Here is a 25,398-nt window from a genome sequence, read left to right as displayed (position 1 = left end):
CGCCTGCCCCCACCAGGACGAGGGGGCAGGTGGGTTAGGTCTGCTACCTTAGCTCCACTCGCGGGCGCCAGCCTCAGCAGCCCCCATAGATTCCACAATCTCCTTGACCCGGGCATTAGACTCAGCCGCATAGGCTTCATCGAGGCAGTCAGAGGCAGGGCGGCTGGGTGAAGTAATGCAGAACTTGTAGCCCGGACTATCGACCATGGTGGACGAAACCCACCGCAAATCATGGACTGCCCAGCTGCCGTCCTCCCCCTTCTTGAAAATCGGGTTCACCATAATGCTTTCATTGTTGGCAACGTAGGTGGGTGAGAGTTCGGTGAGGTTGTTGCCCATCCCGTAGACGATCCAGGTGTCCTTATATTTTTCGATGGGCTGGACGGCGTGGGCGTGCTGGCCGACGATCAGATCGAATTCGCCAGAGTCGACGAGGGCATGGGCGGTCTCAACCTGCTGGGCGTTGGGTTCGTGGACGTACTCGTCACCAGCATGCATGTTGGCAACGACCAGGTCAGCCCCTTGTTCTCGGGCTGCCTTGGCTTTGGCGATCATGGCTTCGGCATCCAGCATATCCACCTGCCAGGGGTATTCTGGGACGTTGCCGTTGAGACCGTAGGTGCCGGTGATAATCGCTACGGTGGCCCCGTTGGCAGTGGTGAACAGGTCGGGCTGGGTTGCTTCTTCTTCGGTTAGGTTAGTGCCGGTGACCCCCATGCCAGCTGCTTGAACAGCCCGGTAGGTCCGTTCCAGCCCGGCTGTTTTGTGGTCGATGGAGTGGTTTGAAGCCGTCATGCAGACGTCCCAGCCGGTTGCCGCTGCGGCGTCCAGAATCTGCGGGGGGACGTTGAAGTTGGGGTAGCCCTGGTAGGGGCCAGCTGGGTCAGCGACGGCGGTTTCCATCTGGCAGACGCCCAGGTCAGCCCGGTCCAGGTAGGGTTTCTGTTCCTCGATGAGGGGGCCGAAATCTAGGCCAGTCTTCCCCAGGGAGATAGCATCAGCTTCGGCCTGGGCCCAGAGCATATTGTGCATGAGGAAGTCACCGGCAAAAAGTAGAGAAACGCAGTCGCCGCCCTCACCGCAGGCACCGCCAGCGGCTGAAGCAGTCAGTTGCCCTGCCTGGCCACTGGTTTCAGCCTGGTTTGCCGTCTCCCCCGCTGCCGTGGAGCTAGAAGCCGAGGCTGCGACGTCCTGGGATTCAGAAGCCCCCTGGCCGCAAGCGGTCAGGGCCAGGGTAGACAGGGCAAGGAGGGAAAGGAGCTTACGCGACACAGGTCCTCTTTCGACGGAACAACAATTGCCCCTAGCTTACCGCTTCGTAACCGGGAACACAGTTTATTACCAGATATCCACGCCGGCTAGGGCAAAGGTGGTGTCTTCACCCTGCAGGGTGATGCCGGTGAGGGTTGCCCCACGCATGTTCTGGGGCAGGGCCAGACGGACGGTTGAGGGCATGTAGATGCCATCGGTATAGGCGTCCTGGTGGCTTTTTAGGGCTGGGTGCGTCCCGCTGATGGTGGTGGTATGGTCCCCTCGGTCGGTGGCCAGGGTGACGGTGAGTCCTTGCTCCGTGGGTGGCGTACCGTGGGGCAGGATGTGGAGGGCCAGCCCGTCCGTAGCTGGCCAGGTGCCGCTGATGCTCGTTTCTGTGAATGCCAGGACAGGCACGGTTGATTCGGCAACCCCGATGTCAGGTTCGGTGCAGGTTTCGGCTTTTGTTGCCACCACGTTTTCGGCCAGGACGCACACCTGCCCGCCGGTTGCCTCAAGATCTGTTGCCGCTAGGCGGGTCACCGAGAAACCTGGCGTAGCAGCCAACCAGCGGACGTCCAAGCCAGCGACCTGTTCGGGGAAAAGTATCGGTGGGGTTGCGGAGCTCTCCGTCACCAAGGTTGAGACGTCGTTGGAGCTCTTGGTGCGAGCCTGGGTTCCTGCAGTTGGCATGATCTGGCCGAACCATCCGAGGGCGGTCTCGGTGAGGGCTTGCTCGTGGGTGGCGGCGTCCCGGCAATCCAGCACATCACAGCCAATGCGGTCGTCCGTGCCGGCAACCGACATGGTCCTGTTGATGTACATGTGCCCCAGCCCTTCAACACGTCCCTCATAGGCGGGGGCGGTCCGTTCCTGGCCCAGGTAGCGGGTCAGGTATCGGTTTCCTGCGCTCTTGACGTCGCTATCGAGTTCACCGGTGAGGGCCAGGTAGGGCACATCGGGTAGGGGCTGGGCAAATTCGTCAGCTGTTTCGGTGGTGAAGTAGGGGCCAAACGCCATGACTCCTTTGAGCTTGTCACCGAGGAGTTCGGAGGCCGCTGTTATCAAACCGGCCGATCGTGAGTGCAGTAGCAAGCCGACCTGGTCGGAATCAATTTGGGGCAGGTGGCTGGCTGTGCTGTCTGATTCTAGTAGGGTCTGCACGACCTTGGTCCAGGCCTCGGCCTGGCTGTAGGGGGTGGTGGCGTCCACCCCGATAAAAGCCGGGGCCAGATCAGGAATCAGGACGGAGTACCCCTGGGCGGCTAGATCAGCTGCCAGGTAATTCATGCCCCGGTCGTACCGGATTTCTTCGGTTCCGCCCGGGCAGGGGTAGGCATAGTTTTCACCGGTACAGCCTGGTGCGCGGAGGTGGCTCACGATGATCAGGGGTTTAGGGCCTGACTGATCGTTTGGGGAGGCCAGGGTTCCCCGGACAGGCAGGCTAAAGTCGCCGACGCTTACGTTCCCAAGGTCAAGGTGGGCCATGATAATTTTGTCGTCCTTGGCCCACTCTATGGGCGCTATCGGGCGGTCTTCAGCGGCTGTGGGGCCGTCCGCCCATTCAAACTCAACAGCCGGTTTGCCTGTAGGGGCCTGTACGGCCACCATCTGTTCGATGGTTGTTGTGCCTGTATTCTGTGCCTGGGGTACGTTGGGGTTGCCGCAGGCGGCTAGGGCCAGTGCGGATACCGCGAAAATACCTGCTAGGGACGACCGGTTAATTAACATGCCAGAACCTTCTTCCTTGAGGGTTGTTGCCTTTATTATCCGCCAAATGAGGCCTTGAACCAACAGGGTGTAGGGGTTTTTGCCTTGTTCAGGGGCGGGTCGAGGAGGTGAGAGGTTCGGCGTAGATACCAGCGATAGGTTCGCCCCGGTGGTTGCGGGGCCGGTAGGTAGAGAGCAGCTTCAGCAACTTAGTGTCCCTCTGGCCGGTGGTAGGGTGGGCGTCAATGACGGCGCAGCGGCCTATTCCCTTGCCCAGGGCGAGGGTGAGGCCTTTGAGCTGGTCTGGGGTTTCTTGCCCGGGGTGGAGGGTGACAGTTCTGCCCTGCCAGCTCTCTTCGATGTAGGGGGTGTCGGTTTCGACGATGAGGTTGCAACGGAACCTAGCTGCCTGGTCTGGGGTGAAGTTTTGGCCGGCGGCTTGGGCCCGGTGGGCGATGTCGGCCAGGGTCGCGGTACCGATGAGGGACAGGGCACCGGAGTAGATGAGGCTGGTTTTCGGGGCGTAGGCTAGCTGAACTTCTGTGCCCAGGTAGGTGCTGAGGGCGTCGTTGACCTCGTGGGTGTAGGGGGCGAGTTCTTTGGGGCTTCCCCAGGAGGTGTAGCTGCTGGTGGGCGTTTCTTCGAGGGCGGGGACGGTGTGGGTCCCGTGGCCGGGAATGTTGAGGGTGAGGTGGGTGGTGGGCCCGTCCTGGGTGAGGCGGGTGGTAACTGCCATGAGCTGAGGGTGGGCGACGGTGCGGAGGACAGTCTTGTTGCTGGGTTGGGTGAGGGCCCAGCGGCGGTTGGTAGTTATTCCGGACGGCGTGATGTCGGCGTATTCTTGGACCTGGTGGCGGGCGCCTTTGAGGGGGCTAAATCCGAAGTGGGTGACGGTAAGGTGCATGGTTCTAGTGTTACACACCCCATCCCCCACCTTTGGACCATCTCAGGCGCTTCTGACCGCCTTTGGACCATCTCAGGCGCCTCCTGCCCACCTTTGGACCAGCCCAAGCCCAGCTTCTCCTACCTTCGGACCAACCCGGGCGCTTCCTGCCCACAGTTGGACCAGCCCAAGTCCACCCCAAGCCCGTCCTGCCAGTGTTTGGACCAGCCCGGGTGCATCTTGCCCACATATGGACCGTCCCAAGCCCACCGGATCCTACCATTGGACCAGCCCAAGCCCAGCCCAAACCCGTCCTGCCCATGTTTGGACCATAAAAAAGTCAGCAAACCTATATTTGGACCACCTCAAAGTCAAAAAAGGGCAAATAATCGTTGAATTTTGGCCCGAAAATGGTCCAAACATGTGAAAGCTGAGTAGTTACTGGTCCAATATCCGGGGGGCGGCTGAGCGAAGAGTAGGTGAGGCTGGTAGCCGGGACGAGGCAGGTAACGGGCCAGGCCGAGGATGGCAACGGGGTGAGACGGAGCAGGTAACGGGCCAAACAGTGGCAGGCAACAGTCCAGGCCGAGGCAGCCAACGGGCCAGCCCGAGGCAAATAACGGGCCAGGGGCAAATGGTGTCTCCTGAAAACAAAAGGCCCCTAGCCGAAGCTAGGGAGCCTTTTTTCTGTGCGCGATACTGGGATCGAACCAGTGACCCCTTCCATGTCAAGGAAGTGCGCTACCGCTGCGCCAATCGCGCGTGGAGGTGAGGACGGGATTCGAACCCGCGTACACGGTTTTGCAGACCGTTGCCTAACCACTCGACCACCCCACCACACGCTCAGACCGTGGCCTGAGTTGCGAAAACTGTGTTTTCGAGAGAGCGGTTGACGAGACTTGAACTCGCGACATCCACCTTGGCAAGGTGGTGCTCTACCAACTGAGCTACAACCGCAACTCGAATAACTATACACAAGTGTAGGTGGTCTTTCAACCTGACGAAACTATTGCAGATGCACTTCTTGCCAGTCACTTAACTTGGAAAGAAGGTACCGGTCATGAGTTGCGACAACAACACTCGACGGGGTTCCCCTGAGATGGGGTATAAGTTGGTCGAGCAGGGTCATTGATAGGTGGTTGGTCGGCTCATCGAGCAGCAGGACGTGAGGACGTTGAGCTATAGTGACTGCCAAGTGGAGTCTCCTTTGCTGGCCAGCGGAAAGCTGCCCAACACGGGTGGTACGCGCTTCGGTGGCCAGTAAACCCAGGCTTTCTAGAGTCGGTGTGTCCGGATACTCCGCGTAGGTACCTGTTTGAATGAGGCTCTGCCGATACACATCTTCTGGGGTTAGCTCTGGGTTCCACCGGGGTACCTCTTGCGACAACTGGGCTATCTTCATCTCAGGAGCTACGGTCACACTTCCGCTTGTGGGGATTAGCTCCCCTGCCAGCATGGAAATCAAGGTTGATTTACCGGTCCCGTTTCCTCCGGTCACCACGATTTTTTGCCCGGTCCTTAGCGATAAGCTAACGCCATGGACACTGCGCCCCAGATATGCGATATCGCTAGCTTCAAGCAATAGCTTTTCTTTCTCAATTCGCACCTCTGGGTACTGCAGAATACTCGGGGGTTCAGGAACTTCAATGCGATAGCTTTCCAGCTCGTTGAGACGTTGCTTGAACGCTTTGACATGGCTAGCAGCTCGTGTAGCTCGCTGATGCTTCCCCGTCCCCTTGGGCGGCCGCCACCCTGTGTGCAACCTAGCCCCTGCCTCTTCAACCGCCTGTTTCAGTTCTTCTGTGCGGTTGACGTGGTCTTGGTAGGTTTTCTCCCACGCAATACGGTCTTTTCGCTTTCCCTTCTGCCACCCTTTGTAGCCACCAGAGTAGACCTGGGGCACCCCTTGTAATGACGGGTCAAGATCGCAGAAAGTCTGCGCAACGTCAATCAGGAGTTGCCGATCATGGCTGACTACCGCAAATCCGCTCTTTAGCTCCTGTAGGGACTGAGTCAGGAATTCAATCGACTCTCTATCTAAATGATTGGTTGGTTCATCGAGTAGAAGTACATCTGCCCCTGCGCCGAGAAGCACAGCAAGCCTCACCCTGTACCTCTGGCCCACCGACAGGGTGCTAAGGTTTCGGGATCGGTCTGTACACGCTTTTAGTCCGTGGAGCGCTTGATCGATTTTTCTGTCAATATCCCATGCTTCCAGTGCACTAGCTTTTTCTAGCGCTTTAGCGTAGGCAGCCTCTGCACCCTCATGTCCAAGCGCGAGTAATTCTGATGCTCTGTCGAGGTCTGCAAGTGCTGTGTGTGCATGCTGAGTGGATAGTTTGATGAGGTCACCTACAGTTTGATGGTCGCTCAATGCCATATCCTGCCCAACAAAAGCGATTGCCCCCTGAGAAGCCACTTCACCCAGGTCAGGGTTTTCTAGGCCTGACAGTATTTTGAGCAGGGTACTTTTCCCTGTACCGTTCTCTCCAACGACCGCTATCTTGGTGTGTGCCGATATTGTCAGGTTTAAATCAGAGAACAGTAATTTTCCGCCTCTAGTGGCGGAGATATTTTCTGCCTTGATGTGTGCGGTGGCGGATGTTCCGCTCTGGTGAGTAACGAAGCCTAATGTTTGAGGTTCTTCGGGGTGACGTTTGTTGTTTCGCATATTCTCTCTAGTCCGTTGAGGGTACGACTATGTACCCGTTCATCTGGGGTGATGGAACGGCGGCTGAAGAGATTGAACCCTAGGTGTAAGCCGCCTTTAGCGGCGGGTCCAGGGCTTAGCGATAGCTGCTGCGAAATACATGGTGAACACTCTATCAAGTGGTAGATAACGATGCAAAAGCCCCGGTTCATTGAACCGGGGCTTACCTGGAGCGGTTGACGAGACTTGAACTCGCGACATCCACCTTGGCAAGGTGGTGCTCTACCAACTGAGCTACAACCGCATAGACCTTATAGTCTTGTGCGCGATACTGGGATCGAACCAGTGACCCCTTCCATGTCAAGGAAGTGCGCTACCGCTGCGCCAATCGCGCTAGACACTCGCAAGGAGTGCTGCGAGCGGTTGACGAGACTTGAACTCGCGACATCCACCTTGGCAAGGTGGTGCTCTACCAACTGAGCTACAACCGCATTGTGTTTCAATTCCTTGAGGGAACCGAACCAACGAGTAAATACTTTACACACTTTTCTGCTTCATGCCAAATCGATACGCACCTTCCCGCAAACCCTTTTTTACCGCGTCTTTTCGCGGTTTTCACCCTATCCCCCGTGCTAGACCCAAAATTTTTCTTTTATGCCTTCCGCCACATCTTTGGGTGCGTAGACTGGTTACGAACTGACCCTTGACATAAGGAGTTTGCATGCACCCCCAACTTCTGGCCGAGCGTTTTACTCTTCGCCCGCTGCGCGTTACCGATGCGGAGGCGATGGCTCAAGCCTGCCAAGACCCGGATATTATTCGTTTTTGCCTTTCGGTTCCTCTGAACTATACGCCGGATGTTGCCCGTGATTTCATTGCCTACACCCATCAGGCAGGCGAAAGCGGGCATGAAATGGTGTGGGGTATTGACGCCAGTGGTGTGTTTGCCGGTGTGGTGAGTCTCTTTAACATCACAGATTCTTCGGCTGAGGTCGGCTACTGGTTATCCCCAGTTTGCCGGGGGCAGGGCTTTCTGACAGAAGCCCTGGGCATGATGGTGGGTTTTGCCCTGGACCCCCAGGGACTTGGCCTTGATCTGGTGACGTGGAAGGCGTTGGCTGACAATGTGGCATCGGAGCGGGTGGCCCGCCGGGTTGGGTTTACCAATTTCCGTACGTTGGCGAATAGCGAGCCGGGTCGTCCGCTTGAGGACGGCTCCACTCCCCTGCTTGATATGCGCGCCGCTGAGCTGACGCGAGAGCGTTGGGCCGAGTTGGGCTTCCCCGGCTAGGGCGGTTTTTACGCAAGGACGCCGGGGCGCACTTATCTGCTGCAGGCAGGTAGGTGCGCCCCGGCGTCCTGGGTTCACGCCTCCGTTTCGTCCAACATACCCTCACGCGCTAGGGCGGTCAGGCGAGACGGAGTGGTTTCACACCTCCGTTTCGTCCAACATACCCTCACGTGCTAATGCGGTCAGGCGTGAAACCGCACGGAAGTACTTTTTCTGGTAGCCGCCGGTCATCATTTCTTCGGTGAAGACCCGGTCGAAGGGGACGCCGGAGACGATGATGGGGAGGTCTTTGTCGTAGAGGCGGTCGGCGAGGACGACGAAGCGGAGGGCGACGGCCTGTTGGGTGATGGTGGTGACGTTGCGCCAGGCGATGGCGTCGAGGCCGTCGATGAATTGGCGGTAGCGGGAGGGGTGGACGCGGGAGAGGTGGTCGATGAGGGTTTCGAAGTCGTCGATGGCGATGGTTTCGAGCCCACCGAAGCGGTTTTCAACCAGGGCGTCGAATTCAGTGTCTGCTACGGGCGCGGGGGCGGCGGGTAGGCCGCGGTGGCGGAAGTCTTCACCGTCGACGCGCAGGACGTCGAACTGGTCGGCGAGTACTTGGATTTCGCGTTTGAAGTCGGCGGCGGCGAAGCGACCTTCACCGAGGGCGCCGGGGAGGGTGTTGGAGGTGGCGACGAGTTTGACGCCGGCTTCTGCTAGTTCGCGCATGAGGCGGGACATGAGGACGGTGTCGCCGGGGTCGTCGAGTTCGAATTCGTCGATGCAGACTAGCTTGTAGCTGGAGAGGGCTTCGACGGTTTTGCGGAAGGTAAGGGCGCCGACCAGGTTGGTGTATTCGACGAAGGTACCGAAGGCCTTGGGGCCGTCGACTGAGTGCCAAAGGGAGGCCAGCAGGTGGGTTTTGCCGACGCCGAAGCCGCCGTCGAGGTAGAGGCCGGCTTTGGTGGCGTCCTTCTTTTTGCCGCCGCCGAAGAGGCGGCCGAAGAAGCCGCCCCCGCTGGTTGAACCGCCGCGGTTGATGCTTTCTCCGAAGGCGCGTAGGGCGTCGACGGCTGCCTGTTGGGAGGGCTGGTTGGGGTCGGGTCGGTAGGTGTCGAAGGAGACTTCGCCGAATCGTTCTGAGGGTCTGAAACCAGCTAGGAGTTCGTCTGCTGATACCTGGGGGGTGCGGTCGGTGAGCTGGGTATAGGTGGCCAAGGCGGTCTTTCTTCGGGCGCTTCGGTGCGCGGCGGTTCCTTACATTCCCAGTGTAGTTGGTGGGGGCGCCGTTACCGAATGTTGCGGTTTGGGCGGGCTTGACCTGAAGTGGGTTGGTTTTTTCACACTTCGGGCCGGTTGTGGGTATGGACGCTGGTGGGCGGCTTCTTTTCTTCTAGGCTGGTAGGTAGTGTTCGACTGTGAAAGGTGTTGTTATGGCTAAGGCTAAGAAGAAGGCCTCTGCTGCTACTGCTGCGATTGCCCTCTTGCTTGAAACCGGTACTTCCTTTGAAATGCGGGAGTATGAGCATGTTGAGGGAGAGACTAACTTTGGCCTGGAGGCTGCTGAGAAGCTAGGCCGCTCCCCTGAGCAGGTCTTTAAGACCCTGATGATTACGCACGAAAAAGATTTTGCGGTCTGCGTGGTGCCGGTGGGTGGCAAGCTCAATGTGAAGGCTGCTGCGGCTGCCCTGGGCTGGAAGTCGGCCAAGCTGGCGGCTCCCGATGTGGCTGAGAAACGCACTGGCTATGTGGTGGGTGGTATTTCACCGCTAGGCCAGAAGACTGCCCACCCCACGCTGGTGGATGAGACTGCCCAGCTCTTTGATACTGTGCTTGTTTCTGGTGGCCGCCGGGGTTTGGATATTGAGTTGGCTGCTGATGATCTCGTTAAATTGACCTCGGGCTCTTACGCCGACATCGCGGCGCCTTAATTTTTTGTTGAGCCGAAAGGACGCATCCGCCCGGGGCGGGTGCGTCCTTTTGTGTTGGTGAGGCGCGGGTTTAGAGCTTGGGCTGTAACCAGGTGGTGACGGTGGTGGCCCAGAGCTCTGGGTCGACGTTCCATTCGCGGGTGTGGGGGGCTCCGTGGAAGGGGACGAAGTCAACGTGGGGGGATAGGCGGGCGAGCGCTTCTGAAGGCTGGTAGGGAACGTAGAGGTCGTCGACGGAGTGGATGATGAGGGTGGGGCAGGTGAGGTCGTTGGCCCGGGTGGGCCAGGAGAGTCGGTCGAATTTGATGGGTTCTTTGAGGCCGGTGACGGCGGTGAGGGCCGGGTGGCTCATGATTTTGAGGCCCAGCTGGCCGATGGTGAGGGGCAGTTTGTTGATGTGGGTGTGGTACTGGATGAGTTCGATCCAGTCAATGGCGGGGCCGTCGAGGACGAGGGCTTTGATAGCGTGGCGGTTGCGGGCTTGGTCGACGGTTTGGAGGCTGATAGCCCCACCCATGGACCAGCCAAAGAGCACGACATCCTGGGCCCCGTGGGCTAGGGCGTAGTCGATGGCGACGTCGACGTCGTGCCATTCGGTGAATCCGAGTCCGTAGCGGCCGTCTTCGCTGGAGGGGGCTTCGCGGTCGTTGCGGTAGCTCATGTGCAAGCTGGTGAGGCCGAGGGCCTGGGTTGTTTCGAGGGCTCTGAGGGTTTCTGCCCGGGTTGCCCCCATGCCGTGAACCATGATGGCCCAGGTGGTGCTGGGGGCTGCCCCGGTGCCGTCCTGGTGGGCAGGTTCTTCGGTGGCAAGGGAGGCTTCCGGGTGGACGAGCCAGGCGGGGGCGGGGCCGACAGGTAGGTTCAGTTCAATATCGCGGTAGCGGTAGCCAGCCATGCCGGGGTCGGTAGCGACGACGCCGCTGATTCGGCCTCGTTTAATGCCGGTGATGTCACCCCGTTCTATAGATTCGATGGGCCTAACTACTGACTTGTCGTCCGGGGAGTAGCTCAATACGTCGCCTAGGACTGCAAAGCCAGCCCCGCCGGAGAAATAGAAGCCGTATGTACCCTTGGCCAGGGTTTTTTCGGTGGCTTCTAGGCGGATGGTGGTGGGGGTTTGCCCTTGGACGTCTGTGGTGCTGTATCCCAGGGAGAGAACCTGGACGTCCTCCGTCGGCGCCTTGGGGGGTATCAAGATTTTTCGGGCGAAGTAGGTGGCTAGGCCCGCTGATCCCAGGCCGGTGACGAGGCCGGCGGCAGCGGCTGTTGCCCCGGCGAACCCTGCGACGGTTGCCAGGGTGATTGCGCGAGGTGGGGTCGTGGAGTGGATGGAGGGATTCTCTGGGGCCATGGGGTTAAGTGTACGGTAGGTGCCGGAATAATTCAGGGGCCGGTAGGGTTGGTAGGAGTAAGGACCTGGCCTTGGTCAGGTGAGTTGTTGAAAGGTTGGAAGCATGAGTGAGCATCTGCCCGGTGTGGGTCAGGTTGTGAAGGATTGGAAGTCTGTTCTCAATCCTTTGGAGTACCAGGTGTTGCGGCAGGGCGGTACTGAACGCCCTTTCACCGGTGAGTATTGGAATACCACCACGGAGGGTGTTTATTCTTGCCGGGCCTGTGGCACGGAGTTGTTCCGCTCCAGTGAGAAGTTTGATAGTCACTGTGGCTGGCCGTCTTTCTTCGAGCCGCTAGCTGCGGACAGGGTTCGCTATATCGAAGACCGGTCCCTGGGCATGGTTCGTGTTGAGGTGCGGTGCGCTGCCTGTGATTCCCACCTTGGCCATGTCTTTGAGGGTGAAGGCTACGATACCCCCACTGACCTGCGCTATTGCATTAATTCTGTGTGTCTGACGCTTGAAGAAAAGCCCCTCAGCTAGGCAGTTCGCCCTTATTTTTTGGGGGCAGGACGTTCCCGCCCAGCTAGGTAGGTCCAAGGCCGGGGCGGGGGCGTCCTGGGGCGTTGTTGCGATATGCGCCACCCCACCGCGTCCTTACCCTACCTGGCATAATAGGTATGAATGTTGATCTGAAGGGGGAGTCTTGCTGTGGGGCAGTCCACTGAAAAACCCAGCTGTGACCGGTCCGGTGCAGGCTGGGATCTGCCGGAGGGTCTGAGTATCCCTGATTTGGTTCCCCTGGATGAGCCTGAGGGCGGCACCCCGTCCGTCATCAATACCGAACGTGGCCTCCACCGGGTAGCTGAGTTGCTGGCTAGCCAAAGCGGCCCCGTGGCCGTCGATACAGAACGTGCCTCGGGTATCCGTTACGGCCAGAGGGCCTTTCTGGTGCAGCTCAAGCGCGGCGATTCTGGTGTTATCCTCATTGATCCTGAGTGTTTCGATGACCTCTCCCCCATCAACGAGGCCCTGGCCGGTGTTGAGTGGGTCCTGCACGCTGCCACCCAAGACCTCCCCTGCCTTGCCGACTTAGGCATGTACCCTGACGCCCTCTTTGATACCGAACTCGGTGGCCGCCTGGCTGGTTTTGAACGGGTCGGGCTGGGTTACATGGTCGAGCACCTGCTGGGCTACAAGCTGGCTAAAGAACATTCGGCTGTGGACTGGTCCCACCGCCCCCTGCCCGCGGCCTGGCTCAACTATGCTGCCCTGGACGTCGATATCCTGCTTGATCTGCGCGACGCTGTAGAAGAAGAGCTAAGGGCCCAGAACAAACTGGCCTACGCCCACGAGGAGTTCCGCTACGTCATTGACCACCCCCTGGGTGAAGTCAAGCCTGATCCCTGGCGCAAAACCAAGGGGATTCGGGACGTCAAAACCCGCCGCCAGCTCACTGCCCTTCGCAACCTCTGGTACCAGCGGGAGCACCTGGCCCAGGCTAAGGACGTCGCCCCTAAACGCCTGCTCCCGGATTCGGCCCTGATTTCTGCAGCCCGACTCATGCCCAGAACCGTCCCGGCGATTCTACAGATTCCCGGCTTCCAGACCCGGGCCCTCAAACGCGAGGCCCCCCGCTGGCTCAAGGCTATTGCCGAGGCTAAAAATACGGACGACCTGGTTCCCTTCACCCTTCCAGCTTCTGGCCCGCCGCCGCTGAAGGCCTGGGAGGTCAAGCGGCCCGCATCAGCAGAACTCATTGCTCTGGCTAAGCCACTCATTCTTGAGATTGCTGAGGATCTGGCTATGCCGCAGGAGAACCTGCTGACTCCGGACGTCCTGCGCCGCCTCTGCTGGGATCCGCCAGCTAAGCCGACGGTTGAGACCATTTCCTCTGCCCTGGCCGCTCTTGAGGCCCGGCCCTGGCAGATTGAACTTGTCGCCGCCCCCCTAGCGGGTATTTTTGCCCAGGCCAGTTCCTAAGTTTTTCTCAATGATTGAAAGGTGAAGTTCATGTGCACTTCCTGCGGTTGCCAGGAGCAAACCAAAGACCAAACCGACCAGCAGGCAGCAGGCCTGACCCGTCGCCGGGCTGTTGCCGGAACCCTGGCTGCTGGCGCTGGGGCTCTTGCCCTCTCTGCCTGTAGCTCATCTGGGTCTTCCGAGCCCCTGACCGCCGAGGACGGCCGCCCCACCCAGGCCACTGATATGGCCGCTGCGGCAGACGTCCCTGTTGGTGGCGTCATCAAGGCTACCGCAGGTGGTTTCTCGGCCATGATTAGCCAGCCTGCTGAGGGCGAGTTCCACGCCTTCTCTTCGGTCTGCACCCACCAGGGCTGCCAGCTGAACGCCCTCAAAGATAAATCCATGAGCTGCCCCTGCCACGCCTCGGTCTTTGATCTGACCACCGGTGCTGTCCAGGGCGGCCCGGCAGAACTTCCCCTGCCCGAGTTCACGGTTGAGGTCAAGGACGGCCGTATCTGGGTCTCCTAGCTTTGACCACGAAAAATCGCCCTGACCTGGTTTGCAGGTCAGGGCGATTTTTTCTGGGTGCAGACTCAACCTGGTGGGGAGGGTTCTCTCCCCTAGTGGGTGTGCTTGGGCTTTTCTCCTGCGGTGCGGGCGTAGGGCACCATGTCACCGGCTAGCTGTGCCAGGATATCAGCTGAGATTTTCTCAGGGGTCAGGCCAACCTCTTCAAGGATCTCGTGGCGTTCTGCGTGCTTGATGAACTCGGCGGGCAGGCCCAGTTCGTTGAGGGCCGTGTCAATGCCAGCTGCCCGCATTTCCTGGCGGATGCGGGAGCCAACGCCCCCAGCCCGCACGCCGTCCTCAAGGGAGACCACAATGCGGTGGTCGCCGGCTAGGTCAAGAACTGAGCCGGGAACGGGCATGACCCAGCGGGGATCAATGACGGTCACAGAAACCCCCTGGGTTTCAAGCAGGGCAGCGGTATCTAAAGCCAGGCGGGCAAAGGCACCCACGCCGATCAAGAGGACGTCCCGCTGGCCAGATTCGGGGTTTGGCTCACCTGTGCGGGCCAGGACGTCCACCCCGTCAGCAAGGCGTTCAAGGGCAGGAATATCAGCCCCGACAGAGCCCTTGGGGTAGCGCACCACAGTGGGGGCATTGTTGATGGCAACAGCCTCGCGGAGCTCTTCGCGCAGGGTCACAGCATCGCGGGGGGCAGCCATATGCAGGCCGGGGATGAACTGCAGCAGGGCAAGGTCCCACATGCCGTGGTGGGAGGCCCCGTCCGGCCCGGTAACACCTGAGCGGTCCAGGACGATGGTGACACCTGCCTGGTGCAGGGCAACGTCCATGAGGAGCTGGTCAAAGCCCCGGTTGAGGAAGGTGGCGTAGAGGGCAACAACCGGGTGCTGGCCGCCGTAGGCTAACCCGGCGCTCATGGCGATAGCGTGCTGTTCAGCAATACCCACGTCTATGACGCGGTCGGGGTGGGCAGCAGCCATGGGCTTGAGGCCAACAGGGATCAGCATAGCGCCGGTGACGCCCACAATATCGTCGCGTTCGTCGGCAATGTCTTTGATTTCCTGGGCAAATACGCTGGTCCAGGATTTTCCAGACGACTTAGCGAGCGCTTCGCCGGTATCGGGGTCGATGACGCCAACGGCGTGGAACATGTCGTCCTGGTCGCTGACTGCCGGGGCGTAGCCGTGGCCTTTTTCGGTGATTGCGTGGACGATGACGGGCCCGCCGAAGTTTTTGGCCTGCAGGAGGGCGGTTTCGACGGCCTCTTGGTCGTGGCCGTCAATGGGGCCGACGTACTTCATACCCAGGTCTTCGAAGATACCGCCGGGGACCATAACGTCCTTAATGCCGGCTTTCATGCCGTGCAGGCCCCGGTAAATCATTTGGCCAACCGGGCCACCCTTTTGGAGTTTGGTTCGGCCGAAGTCGAGAGCCCGTTCATAGCGGGAGTCTAGCCGTACCTGGTCGAGCTTGTTTTGCACCTCGTGTTTGAGGGCGGCTAGGTGGTTGGCGAAGCCTCCGACGGTGGGGGCGTAGGAGCGGCCGTTGTCGTTGACCACGATGATGACCTTGCGGTCCCGGTCTGCTGCGATGTTGTTGACTGCCTCCCAGGCCATGCCGCCAGTGAGGGCGCCGTCGCCAATGACGGCAATGGTGTAGCGGTCCGTCTGGCCGGTGAGTTTGTAGGCGCGGGAGATACCGTCCGCCCAGGAAATTGAGGAGGAGGCGTGGGAGGACTCAACGATATCGTGCTCTGATTCGGCGCGTTCTGGGTAGCCGGCGATTCCGCCCTTCTGGCGTAGGGTCGCAAAATCCTGGCGGCCGGTAACCAGCTTATGGACGTAGGACTGGTGGCCGGTATCGAAGATAATGGAGTCGGTGGGTGAGTTAAAGACGCGGTGGATTCCCAGGGTTAGTTCAACGACGCCCAGGTTGGGGCCCAGGTGGCCGCCGGTGCGGGAGACGTTGCTGACGAGGAAGGTGCGGATCTCCTGGGCAAGTTCTGCCAGCTGAGCGTCGCTCAGGGCTTTGAGGTCGCCCGGTTCTTGGATCGTTTCAAGCAGTCCCACGGTTTCTCCCTTGTTGCCGGGCCGCTCCCCCACCCTAATATCTGCGGACGTAGGGCCTTGGGTTTCCCGGTGCGGATCGAGTTGCACTGCAGGTGAGATGTCCTGCAATTAAGCTACTTTACCCGGTCGGGTAGGAGTTTGACGATTCACAGTGTGAGAGGGCGGGACGGTTTCTGTGTTTCTTACATGTAAACGTGGGCGTGGCTGATTCGAAACACCTACAGGGGAGTTTATTATCTTTGTTCAACAGCTCACACTGTGCACCAGGACATAGATCTGGTTCACAGCGAAGCTCATTCATCACGCTGCTGGCCTCCCCCGCCAGCTCACACACGAATGGAATGTTGAAATGTCCGAAGTCATCAACTGGGTCAACAATATTATTTGGTCCCCTGTTCTGGTGTACCTCTGCCTGGCTGTTGGTGTGTACTTCACCATCCGCACCCGCATGCTACAGATCCGCCAGATTCCCACCATGATTCGCGCAACCTTCAAGGGCGAGTCTTCCAAGGACGGCGTCTCGTCCTTCCAGGCTCTTGCAATGTCACTTGCAGGTCGCGTGGGTACCGGTAACATCGCAGGTGTTGCAACCGCTATTGCTTTCGGTGGTCCCGGTGCCGTGTTCTGGATGTGGACTGTCGCTTTCTTGGGTTCTTCGACCTCCTTTATTGAGTCCACCCTGGGCCAGATTTACAAGGAGCGCGACAAGGTTACCGGTGAATACCGTGGTGGCCCGGCCTACTACTTCGAGAAGGCCTACCGCCACACCCAGTACTCCGGCCTTTTCAAGGTCTATGCCTCCATTTTTGCTTTCGCTACCGTCCTTGCCTGTGGCTTCTTCCTGCCCGGCGTTCAGGCTAACGGTATTGCCTCCTCCATGCAGGGAGCCTTCCCAGAGGTCCACCCCTGGATGACCGCCACCGGTATCACCATCCTGCTGGCCTTCATCGTCGTCGGCGGCGTCAAGCGTATCGCAACCTTCGCCTCCGTTGTAGTGCCCTTCATGGCAATCATCTACATTGTTCTGGCCATGGTCGTTGCCTTCATCAACATCAACATGCTGGGCGATGTCATCAACCTGATCTTCTCCTCCGCCTTTGGCCTGCACGCCACCTTCGGCGCGATCATCGGTTCTGCTGTTGAGTGGGGCGTCAAGCGCGGCATCTACTCCAACGAGGCTGGCCAGGGCACCGGCCCCCACGCAGCTGCGGCCGCTGAGGTCAAGCACCCCGCTGCCCAGGGCTTCGTCCAGGCTATGGCTGTCTACATCGACACCCTCTTCGTCTGCTCCGCCACCGCCTTCCTGATTCTGTCCACCGGCATGTACCGGGTCTACGAGGGCGGCACTGCCGACACCCCCGTCCTCTCCGAGGGTCACGGAGGCCTGGCCGAGTCTGTCACGGTGGGCCCGGCTTTCGCCCAGTCAGCCTTTGATACTTTCATCCCCGGCGCTGGCCCCATCTTCATCGCCGTCTCCCTGGGCTTCTTCGCCTTCACCACCATCGTGGCCTACTACTACATGGCTGAAACCAACCTGCGCTACCTGACCCGCAACTTCAAGAGCGAGCTGGCCTCAAACGTCCTGCTGCGCCTGCTCCAGCTTCTGATTCTGGTTGCTACGGTTGTTGGTTGTGTCTCCACTGCAGGCGACGCCTGGACCCTCGGCGACATCGGTGTAGGCCTGATGGCCTGGCTGAACATTGTAGGTATTCTGGTTATCCAGAAGCCCGCCCTGCAGGTTCTCAAGGACTACGAGCAGCAGAAGAAGCAGGGTCTTGATCCCATGTTCGATCCCCGCCCCCTCGGTATCAAGAATGCAGATTTCTGGGAGACTTACTACGACGTGAAGACCGGCGCAATCCCAGCTGTCGACACAAAGTAGAACTACCCCGGTAATTTATCTCAGCTCCCCCTCACCAGCCCAGCCTCGGTGAGGGGGAGCTTCTTGTTGCGTCCTATCCCCCTACCCCTCCCAGGGCTCCCTGTGGCCCTCCCGGCGAAGCAGCGAGGTCAAGTACGGGTTGGACGCAGGGGCCTGAAGCTAAGGCCAGTTTGGAGTCAGTTCCCCCCCCTATCCGATCCCTGGCTGATTCCAGAGAAAATCCCCGCAACTTTGGGACATCAAAAAAGCCTGTGGCCCTTACTCCCTGGGGAGCAAGGGCCACAGGCTTTACGAACCGCTGGTCAGGACTATTTAGGAGCCACGAACCAGGTTACGCAGAACGTACTGCAGGATGCCGCCGTTGCGGTAGTAGTCGGCTTCACCGGGGGTGTCGATGCGAACTACAGCGTCGAACTCGGTGACCTTGCCGTCTTCAGCGGTGGCGGTGACCTTGAGGGTCTTGGGGGTGGTGCCCTCGTTCAGTTCGGTCAGGCCGGTGATATCGAAGGTTTCGGTACCGGTCAGGCCGAGTGATTCGTGGGATTCACCGGCAGGGAACTGCAGGGGTACAACGCCCATACCAATCAGGTTTGAACGGTGGATACGCTCGAAGGACTCAGCGATAACTGCCTTGACGCCCAGCAGGGTGGTGCCCTTAGCAGCCCAGTCACGGGATGAACCGGTGCCGTATTCCTTACCGCCCAGAACAACCAGCGGGATGCCGGCAGCCTGGTAGTTCATGGAGGCCTCGTAGACGGTGGACTGTTCGCCGTCCTTGGTGAAGTCGCGGGTGAAGCCGCCTTCAACGCCGTCCAGAAGCTGGTTCTTGATACGGATGTTGGCGAAGGTACCGCGAATCATGACCTCGTGGTTACCACGGCGGGAGCCGTAGGAGTTGAAGTCCTTGCGCTCTACACCGTTTTCGATCAGGTACTTACCTGCGGGGGTGTCAGCCTTGAAGGAACCTGCAGGTGAGATGTGGTCGGTGGTGACAGAGTCGCCCAGCTTGAGCAGGACGCGGGCGCCCTTGATGTCCTCAACGGGGCTGGTTTCCATGGTCATACCCTCGAAGTACGGGGGCTTACGCACATAGGTGGACTTGTCGTCCCACTCGAAGGTGGAGCCGGTGGGGGTCTCCAGGGACTGCCAACGCTCGTCACCGTCGAAGATGGTGCCGTATTCCTTGTTGTACATCTCGGTGTCGAGTGACTCGTCGATGATCTTCTGGACTTCTTCGGGGTCGGGCCAGATGTCCTTGAGGTAGACCTCGTTGCCGTCGGCGTCGGTGCCCAGGGAGTCCTTCTCGAAGTCGAAGTCCATGGTACCGGCCAGGGCGTAGGCGATGACCAGCGGCGGGGAGGCCAGGTAGTTCATCTTGACGTCCGGTGAGATACGGCCTTCGAAGTTACGGTTACCTGAGAGGACGGCGGTGACGGAGAGGTCTTCGCTCTGGATGGCCTCTGAGATTTCGGGCTCCAGGGGGCCGGAGTTACCGATACAGGTGGCGCAACCGTAGCCAACGACGTAGAAGCCGAGCTTCTCGAGGTCAGGCAGCAGACCTGCCTTCTCGTAGTAGTCGGTGACGACCTTTGAGCCGGGGGCGATGGAGGTCTTGACCCAGGGCTTGGCGGTCAGGCCCTTGGCGGCGGCGTTGCGGGCCAACACGCCTGCAGCCATCATGACCGAGGGGTTTGAGGTGTTGGTGCAGGAGGTAATCGAGGCGATGGACACTGCACCGTTCTTGAGCTCGAACTCGCGGCCGTCTGCCATGGAGACCTTGGCGGACTTGTCGGTTTCGCCGTCCTTGGCGTAGTTCTTGATGTCGGAGGCAAACTGGCTCTTGGACTCTGAGAGCAGGATGCGGTCCTGGGGACGCTTGGGGCCTGCGATGGAGGGGACCACGGTGGAGAGGTCCAGTTCCAGGTACTCGGAGTATTCGACGTCGACGGAAGGATCGTGCCAGAGGCCCTGTTCCTTGGTGTAGGCCTCGACCAGGGCGACCTGCTCTTCGCTGCGACCGGTCAGGCGCAGGTATTCGAGGGTCTTCTCGTCGATGGGGAACATGGCGGCGGTGGATCCGAACTCGGGGCTCATGTTGCCGATGGTTGCACGGTTGGCCAGGGGCACCTGGCCTACGCCTTCGCCGTAGAATTCAACGAACTTGCCGACGACGCCGTGTTCGCGCAGCATTTCGGTGATGGTCAGAACGACGTCGGTTGCGGTGGCGCCGGAGGGGATGGAGCCGGTGAGCTTGAAGCCGACGACGCGGGGGATCAGCATGGAGACGGGCTGGCCGAGCATTGCTGCTTCAGCTTCGATACCGCCGACGCCCCAGCCGAGGACGCCCAGGCCGTTGACCATGGTGGTGTGGGAGTCGGTACCTACGACGGTGTCGGGGTAGGCGCGGAGGACGCCGTCGACTTCGCGGGCCATGATGGTGCGGGCCAGGTATTCGATGTTGACCTGGTGGACGATGCCCATGCCGGGGGGTACGACCTTGAAGTCGTCGAAGGCGGTCTGGCCCCAGCGCAGGAACTTGTAGCGTTCGCCGTTGCGCTGGTATTCGATGTCCATGTTGCGGGTGATAGCGTCGGCGGTGCCGAAGGTATCAATCTGAACGGAGTGGTCGATGACCAGTTCGGCTGGTGCCAGGGGGTTGATCTTGGAGGGGTCGCCGCCCAGTTCCTTCACGGCCTCGCGCATGGTGGCAAGGTCGACGACGCAGGGGACGCCGGTGAAGTCCTGCATGATGACGCGGGCGGGGGTGAACTGGATTTCGGTATCGGGCTCTGCGGTGGGATCCCAGTTGGCGAGGGCCTTAATGTGACCTTCAGTGATGTTGGCGCCGTCTTCGGTGCGCAACAGGTTCTCAAGCAGGACCTTGAGTGAGTAAGGCAGCTTCTGTGAGCCTTCGACTGCCTTGAGTCGGTAAATTTCGTAGTCGGTTCCGTTGACGTTGAGAACGCCCTTTGAACCGAAGCTGTCCACAGTGCTCATATGTGTGGGACTCCTCTCGACACTGTCATGTGATTGGCCTTGGCCTCACCTGGGCCACTGCTACTGTGCGGTGGGTGTGTGACGCTCTCATGGAGAGCTGGTGGGCATGGGGCCACTGGTACATAGTGTACCCGGTATCACTTTGTTCACATATTTTGAAGACGACCCGTAAGTAAATGTTTCATCCTTCGGCCCACAGGTGGGGACGATTCCACCTCCCCAGGCGCGACTTTTCGGCTTTGGCAAGGAAAATGTGCCGTTAATATATTGCGTCCCCTGCCAGAATAGGGTCATGACAGCTTCTTTTTCTTCTCCTGTAAAGGCGCAGACCAACCAGGTAGCCGCTTCCCTCAACGTGGCTTTTCGCTGGTTACTCATTGGGTGTGCCACGGTTTTTGCGCTGGCTACTTCCGTTAATCATCTCCTGCCGTCCACGGCTCCTCTTCCTCTTCTATCTGCCGTGGTCTGGGTAGCTGGCCTGTCCTTTCTTACTGCCCTCCTTGCCCTGGTGGGTATTGGGGTAACCGCAATTGTGCTGGCACCGTCCACGCCAACCCGTCAGGCCCCGTCCGGGCAGGGTAGGCGGGCACCGGGCGTCCGCTTGCCCCTTGCGTTGAGTGGGCTTGGTTTTCTGCTGGCTATCTACTACGGTCTGCATGTTTTTTGGTGGAACCCGCTGGCTGTGGCCCCGGGCTATACTCTCACGGAGGTGTATGGCCAACTGGCTGAAGCCGGAGAATTTAGCCTCGTCACAGTGGTGGGGTGGGGGCTTACCGTTGCCCTGCCACTCCTTGCCCTCCCCTGGGTGCATGAGTGGTTGAGTGTCATACCCTCCTATACTCCCCTGCGGGCTGTGGGCTTCTGCGCCCTGGTGGTAGCAGCCGCGTCCTTCCTACTCTATTTGGGGTGGGGCTGGCATATGGGTATGGGACTGGCTGATACCTTTATGACCAGCGGTGCTGACCGCTCCCCCACAGCTATTCCATTCGGCGTGGCCGTCCTAGCCCTCGGCGTCCTGGGCGTCTACGGGCTCTTTGTGCCCGCCCGCGCCCGTTAGCGCCAGTAGCCAACCTGCCAGCGGGTCCCTTTCGCGGTAGAATAAACGAACCTATGTTCGAATCCCCAGGAAGAGGTCTCGATGGCTCGCCGCACCACCGCGCACGATGACTACCCCACCGACGTCGTCGAAAATATCGTCGATATCGACGTGACCAGCGAGATGGAAACCAGCTTCCTGGAATACTCCTACTCGGTCATCTACTCCCGTGCCCTGCCCGACGCCCGCGACGGCCTCAAGCCCGTCCAGCGCCGCATCCTCTACATGATGCAGCAAATGGGTCTGCGCCCCGACAAGGGGCACGTCAAGAGCGCCCGTGTGATCGGTGAAGTCATGGGTAAGCTGCACCCCCACGGCGACGGCGCAATTTACGACGCTATGGTGCGCCTGGCCCAGCCCTTCTCCATGCGCCTGCCCGTGGTCGATGGCCACGGTAACTTTGGCTCCCTGGATGACGGCCCGGCAGCCTCCCGCTACACCGAAGTCCGCATGGCCCCGGCAGCCCTGGCCATGACCGCCAACCTGGACGAAGACGTCGTGGACTTCGTACCCAACTACGATAACCAGTTCATGCAGCCGGCCGTCCTGCCCGCCGCCTACCCCAACCTGCTGGTTAACGGCTCAGCCGGCATCGCGGTCGGCATGGCCACCAACATGGCCCCCCACAACCTGCGCGAGGTCATTGCCGCAGCCCGCCACCTGCTCGATCACCCCGAGGCCACCCTCAAAGACATCATGAAGTTCGTGCCCGGCCCCGACCTGCCCTCCGGTGGCACGATCGTGGGCACCGCCGGCATTAAGGACGCCTATGAAAAGGGCCGCGGTATCTTCAAGACCCGCGCCAAGGTGTCTATCGAGCAGGTCACCGCCCGCAAGCAGGGCATAGTGGTTACCGAACTGCCCTACCTGGTTGGGCCCGAAAAGGTCATCGAAAAAATCAAGGACGGCGTCAACTCCAAGAAGCTCCAGGGCATCTCTGACGTTGTTGATCTGACCGACCGCAAAAACGGCCTGCGCATGGTCATTGAAATCAAGAACGGCTTCAACCCGAAGGCGGTGCTCGCTGCCCTCTACAAGCACACCCCGCTGGAAGATTCCTTCGGTATCAACAACGTCGCCCTGGTGGACGGCCAGCCCCAGACCCTAGGCCTGCTCGACCTGCTCCATGTCTACGTTGACCACCGCCTGGACGTCGTACGCCGCCGCACTAACCACCGCCTGGGCAAGCGCCGCGACCGCCTGCACCTGGTTGAGGGTCTGCTGGTGGCCATTGTCGATATTGACGAGGTCATTCAGATTATTCGTTCTTCAGACGAAACTGCCCAGGCCCGCGAACGCCTCATGCAGATTTACGATCTGAGCGAGGTGCAGGCCAACCACATTCTGGAGCTGCGCCTGCGCCAGCTGACCAAGTACTCCCGCATTGAGCTTGAGGCCGAACGCGACGACCTGCTAGCAGAAATTGCTTCCCTGGAAGAAATTCTGGGTTCCGATATGAAGCTCCGCGCCCTGGTCTCCGAAGAACTGCAGCAGGTTGCCGACGAGTACGGCACCGACCGCCGCACCAAGATCGTGACCAAGGACGAGCTGGCAGACGCTGTTGCTGCCCTGTCGGCGTCCGCCTCCAAGGCTAAGAAAGAAGCCGGGCTGTCCCTGGAAATTGCGGACGACCCCTGCTGGGTTCTGCTATCCACTAGCGGCCAGTTTGGACGCACCAAGGGGGTCAGGGGGCAGCGGCCTACCCTGATTGATCCGGGCAAGCGCATCAAGCACGACGCCTACCTCTCCATTGTGCCCACTACTGCCCGAGGTGAAATTGGGGCTGTTACTTCAGCAGGTCGCCTGGTGCGGGTTCCGGTGATTGATATCCCGGTCCTAGATGAAGCATCAGGTACCCCCCAGCTGGCCAGCGGGGTCAAGGCTGCCGACGCTATCGCCCTAGCTCGCGGTGAAAAGCTGGTGGGTTTGGTTCCGCTGAACTCTATTTTGGCTCTGGCAACAGAGCGGGGTGTCGTCAAGCGCGTCAATCCCGACTACCCGCTGAACGCCACCGAGTTTGAGATTATGAAGCTCAAGCCCAAGGACGCTGTGGTTGCTGTTGCTGTGTGCCCCACCGATGATCTGTTGCTGACCTTTGTCACCGAACAAGCAAAACTCCTCACCTTTGACGCCGCCAAGGTGCGTCCCCAGGGCCGTACCGGTGGTGGCATGGCCGGTATGAAGGTAGCAGACGACGATAAACTTCTTGCCTTCGGCGTCACCGCCCCCGGCGCGGACGCCCAAGTCGTCACCATTACCGACGGCGGAGAGGAAGGGGCCACGGCCAAGGTCACCGAACTCACCGAGTTCCCCCAAAAGGGTCGGGCCACCGGTGGCGTCCGAGCCCACCGCTTCCTCAAGGGCGAAACCGCCCTCGCCCTGGCCTGGGTGGGTGTCGGCCCAGCCAAGGCTGTCTCATCAGCCGGTGTCGCCCGCACCCTACCCACCGAGTTCGGCCCCCGCGACGGCTCCGGCGTCCTGCTTGCCCAGGGCATCGACGCTATCGGCCCCAACTACCAGGCGCTGACATCCCCCGCCCCTGTATCAGCGGTGACAGAAGAACCCGCCGACCAGGCTGAAGTTCAGGTTGAAGCTGAAGCGCCGGTAGAAGTAGAAGAAGACGCTCTTTTCTAATCATGAGAAAGTAACGGGCGAACCTTTGCCTAAATAGCAACAGGGGTCGGGAGCGTTGGTGTGCCTGCCGACCCTGACCTGAAAATACTAAAGTAGCGGGCGCACCCTAACCGACTAACCTTCTTGCGGGTTCGCTAGAGCTCACGCTCAGTTCATGCCAGCCCTAGCCAGTCGGTTACGGGAACACCCGCTACTTTCTTCCTCTACGCTGCCTTCCGCTACGCTGCTGAACGTAGCCGGGAGTTCACCTCAGCAACAACCTGCTCGGGGTTGGTGGCGGACGCCGTCACCCGGCTGCCGTTGGTCAGGGTGAAGGTGACGGAGGGGCCGCCGGTTAGGTAGCCGGTGTGGCCCCCGCCCATGATTCGCAGGCCAGCACCCATCACAAGCCCGGTCACTGGCCCCACCTCCGCCTGCTCGATCTCGCTGTAGGGTAGTTCTTTCGAGAAGAACTTCATGGTGGTGATTTTGATGGAGGTTTTGAGCAGGTCAATGCGGGTACTGCTGAAGATGATCGGAATAATGATCAGGGCTACGGCAGCCCCCACAAACACTGAAATAAGAAGCCCCTGGCTGCTGCCGTCCTTGTCAACGGGGCCAAAAATCATGATGGGCAGGGTGACGCTCAGCAGTACAAAAACTATGACCCCGCAGAGGAAGAACTTGAAGTTCTTGGTCAGGGGCGAAAGGTAGCTGTGCTCATGGTGGGTAGGCATGGGTGTCCTTACTGATGTGTCTTGATGAGATTTCAGGAAGATATTATCTAGAACACACTTTACCCCCCCGTGGTAAAATTCCAGACAAGACAAGGAGGTCCCCCATGCCGAAGCAAGATTTTTCGTTCCCTGCCGAGAAAGCCAGCCGAAAGGCGGAGGGTCATAAAGCCTGGGCCCGTACCGAACGCAAACTGACCCCTGAGAACAGATCTGAGTTTATTATCTATTCGCTCCTTACTGCTCTCGCCCTTTTGGGAGTTTCAGCTGCACTTTCCCTCTTCTTCGGGTGGGCCACGCTAGAACTCTGGCACCTGGGAGCTGCCCTGGTAGGCGGGGTCTGTGTCACTCTGGGCTCAGTCCACGGTCAAAAAATCCGCGATGACCTTGATCAGCAAGAAATAGACCGCCATGGTTTTACCCTTGACGAAGACCGAAAAGCTACACATGGAGCAAAGCCCCTGACCTAGACCTGTTGACACGAT

At 59.7% G+C, this 25,398-nt stretch carries 18 protein-coding genes and 6 tRNA genes; 9 read left to right on the top strand and 15 right to left on the bottom strand.

Annotation, left to right across the window (positions count from 1 at the left end; translation table 11 throughout):
• Positions 1-48: 48 nt before the first annotated feature.
• From ACMXX3_RS06560 to ACMXX3_RS06515, 10 genes are all read right to left on the bottom strand, one after another.
• Positions 49-1,272: a CapA family protein gene (locus tag ACMXX3_RS06560; protein ID WP_421083935.1), complete on the bottom strand. Its 1,224-nt coding sequence runs from the start codon at positions 1,270-1,272 to the stop codon at positions 49-51.
• Positions 1,273-1,338: 66 nt separating this feature from the next.
• Positions 1,339-2,982, bottom strand: a complete 1,644-nt coding sequence (locus ACMXX3_RS06555; RefSeq protein WP_421083934.1) for a hypothetical protein — start codon at positions 2,980-2,982, stop codon at positions 1,339-1,341.
• An 88-nt stretch (positions 2,983-3,070) separates the two neighbouring features.
• On the bottom strand, positions 3,071-3,865 hold the full coding sequence (locus tag ACMXX3_RS06550; protein ID WP_421083933.1) for an MOSC N-terminal beta barrel domain-containing protein: 795 nt from the start codon (positions 3,863-3,865) through the stop codon (positions 3,071-3,073).
• A 669-nt stretch (positions 3,866-4,534) separates the two neighbouring features.
• Positions 4,535-4,606 (bottom strand) — tRNA-Val (locus tag ACMXX3_RS06545).
• Between the two features lies 1 nt (position 4,607).
• Positions 4,608-4,681 (bottom strand) — tRNA-Cys (locus tag ACMXX3_RS06540).
• Between the two features lie 47 nt (positions 4,682-4,728).
• A tRNA-Gly gene (locus ACMXX3_RS06535) sits at positions 4,729-4,801 on the bottom strand.
• Positions 4,802-4,850: 49 nt separating this feature from the next.
• Positions 4,851-6,515 (bottom strand): ABC-F family ATP-binding cassette domain-containing protein, encoded by a 1,665-nt coding sequence (locus tag ACMXX3_RS06530; RefSeq protein WP_421083932.1) that lies wholly within the window; start codon positions 6,513-6,515, stop codon positions 4,851-4,853.
• A gap of 207 nt (positions 6,516-6,722) precedes the next feature.
• Positions 6,723-6,798, bottom strand: a tRNA-Gly gene (locus ACMXX3_RS06525).
• 18 nt (positions 6,799-6,816) lie between these two features.
• Positions 6,817-6,888: transfer RNA gene (locus ACMXX3_RS06520), tRNA-Val, on the bottom strand.
• A 24-nt stretch (positions 6,889-6,912) separates the two neighbouring features.
• Positions 6,913-6,985: transfer RNA gene (locus ACMXX3_RS06515), tRNA-Gly, on the bottom strand.
• Positions 6,986-7,215: 230 nt separating this feature from the next.
• Here ACMXX3_RS06515 and ACMXX3_RS06510 point away from each other — a divergent pair.
• Positions 7,216-7,785 (top strand): GNAT family N-acetyltransferase, encoded by a 570-nt coding sequence (locus tag ACMXX3_RS06510; RefSeq protein ID WP_421083931.1) that lies wholly within the window; start codon positions 7,216-7,218, stop codon positions 7,783-7,785.
• 138 nt (positions 7,786-7,923) lie between these two features.
• On the opposite strand, the gene zapE is transcribed toward ACMXX3_RS06510, so the two are convergent.
• Entirely contained in the window at positions 7,924-8,985 is a 1,062-nt protein-coding gene (gene zapE / locus ACMXX3_RS06505) for a cell division protein ZapE (protein ID WP_421083930.1), read from the bottom strand.
• A 215-nt stretch (positions 8,986-9,200) separates the two neighbouring features.
• Here zapE and ybaK point away from each other — a divergent pair, with 215 nt between their 5' ends.
• Positions 9,201-9,698: a Cys-tRNA(Pro) deacylase gene (gene ybaK, locus ACMXX3_RS06500; protein WP_421083929.1), complete on the top strand. Its 498-nt coding sequence runs from the start codon at positions 9,201-9,203 to the stop codon at positions 9,696-9,698.
• 70 nt (positions 9,699-9,768) lie between these two features.
• Here the strand turns inward: ybaK and ACMXX3_RS06495 are convergent, their stop codons facing one another.
• Complete coding sequence (locus tag ACMXX3_RS06495; protein WP_421083928.1) at positions 9,769-11,049, bottom strand: alpha/beta hydrolase family protein; 1,281 nt, start codon at positions 11,047-11,049, stop codon at positions 9,769-9,771.
• A 103-nt stretch (positions 11,050-11,152) separates the two neighbouring features.
• On the opposite strand from ACMXX3_RS06495, the gene msrB reads away from it, so the two are divergent.
• The 3 genes from msrB (at position 11,153) to ACMXX3_RS06480 (ending at position 13,522) form a co-directional block, all read left to right on the top strand.
• Positions 11,153-11,572 (top strand): peptide-methionine (R)-S-oxide reductase MsrB, encoded by a 420-nt coding sequence (gene msrB, locus ACMXX3_RS06490; RefSeq protein WP_421083927.1) that lies wholly within the window; start codon positions 11,153-11,155, stop codon positions 11,570-11,572.
• 168 nt (positions 11,573-11,740) lie between these two features.
• On the top strand, positions 11,741-13,012 hold the full coding sequence (locus ACMXX3_RS06485; RefSeq protein ID WP_421083926.1) for an HRDC domain-containing protein: 1,272 nt from the start codon (positions 11,741-11,743) through the stop codon (positions 13,010-13,012).
• A 30-nt stretch (positions 13,013-13,042) separates the two neighbouring features.
• Complete coding sequence (locus ACMXX3_RS06480; protein ID WP_421083925.1) at positions 13,043-13,522, top strand: Rieske (2Fe-2S) protein; 480 nt, start codon at positions 13,043-13,045, stop codon at positions 13,520-13,522.
• A gap of 92 nt (positions 13,523-13,614) precedes the next feature.
• On the opposite strand, the gene dxs is transcribed toward ACMXX3_RS06480, so the two are convergent.
• The gene (dxs, locus tag ACMXX3_RS06475) at positions 13,615-15,591 is read right to left on the bottom strand and encodes a 1-deoxy-D-xylulose-5-phosphate synthase (RefSeq protein ID WP_421083924.1); all 1,977 of its coding nucleotides are present in this window, start codon (positions 15,589-15,591) and stop codon (positions 13,615-13,617) included.
• Between the two features lie 349 nt (positions 15,592-15,940).
• Here dxs and ACMXX3_RS06470 point away from each other — a divergent pair, with 349 nt between their 5' ends.
• The gene (locus tag ACMXX3_RS06470; protein WP_421083923.1) at positions 15,941-17,473 is read left to right on the top strand and encodes an alanine/glycine:cation symporter family protein; all 1,533 of its coding nucleotides are present in this window, start codon (positions 15,941-15,943) and stop codon (positions 17,471-17,473) included.
• Between the two features lie 312 nt (positions 17,474-17,785).
• Here ACMXX3_RS06470 and acnA read toward each other — a convergent pair whose 3' ends face one another.
• On the bottom strand, positions 17,786-20,470 hold the full coding sequence (gene acnA / locus ACMXX3_RS06465) for an aconitate hydratase AcnA (RefSeq protein WP_421083922.1): 2,685 nt from the start codon (positions 20,468-20,470) through the stop codon (positions 17,786-17,788).
• Between the two features lie 292 nt (positions 20,471-20,762).
• Here acnA and ACMXX3_RS06460 point away from each other — a divergent pair, with 292 nt between their 5' ends.
• Together ACMXX3_RS06460 and ACMXX3_RS06455 are read left to right on the top strand one after the other, a co-directional pair.
• Positions 20,763-21,527 (top strand): hypothetical protein, encoded by a 765-nt coding sequence (locus ACMXX3_RS06460; protein WP_421083921.1) that lies wholly within the window; start codon positions 20,763-20,765, stop codon positions 21,525-21,527.
• Between the two features lie 81 nt (positions 21,528-21,608).
• Positions 21,609-24,200, top strand: a complete 2,592-nt coding sequence (locus ACMXX3_RS06455; protein WP_421083920.1) for a DNA gyrase/topoisomerase IV subunit A — start codon at positions 21,609-21,611, stop codon at positions 24,198-24,200.
• 218 nt (positions 24,201-24,418) lie between these two features.
• Here the strand turns inward: ACMXX3_RS06455 and ACMXX3_RS06450 are convergent, their stop codons facing one another.
• The gene (locus tag ACMXX3_RS06450; protein ID WP_421083919.1) at positions 24,419-24,916 is read right to left on the bottom strand and encodes a hypothetical protein; all 498 of its coding nucleotides are present in this window, start codon (positions 24,914-24,916) and stop codon (positions 24,419-24,421) included.
• Between the two features lie 104 nt (positions 24,917-25,020).
• Between ACMXX3_RS06450 and ACMXX3_RS06445 the strand changes: the two genes are divergently transcribed.
• A complete protein-coding gene (locus tag ACMXX3_RS06445; protein WP_421083918.1) occupies positions 25,021-25,383 on the top strand; it encodes a hypothetical protein in 363 nt (120 codons plus the stop codon).
• The last annotated feature ends 15 nt before the right edge of the window (positions 25,384-25,398 follow it).

Source organism: Rothia nasimurium, assembly GCF_049068285.1.
Classification (GTDB): domain Bacteria; phylum Actinomycetota; class Actinomycetes; order Actinomycetales; family Micrococcaceae; genus Rothia; species Rothia nasimurium_I.
This window is presented reverse-complemented; position numbering and strand designations above follow the sequence as displayed.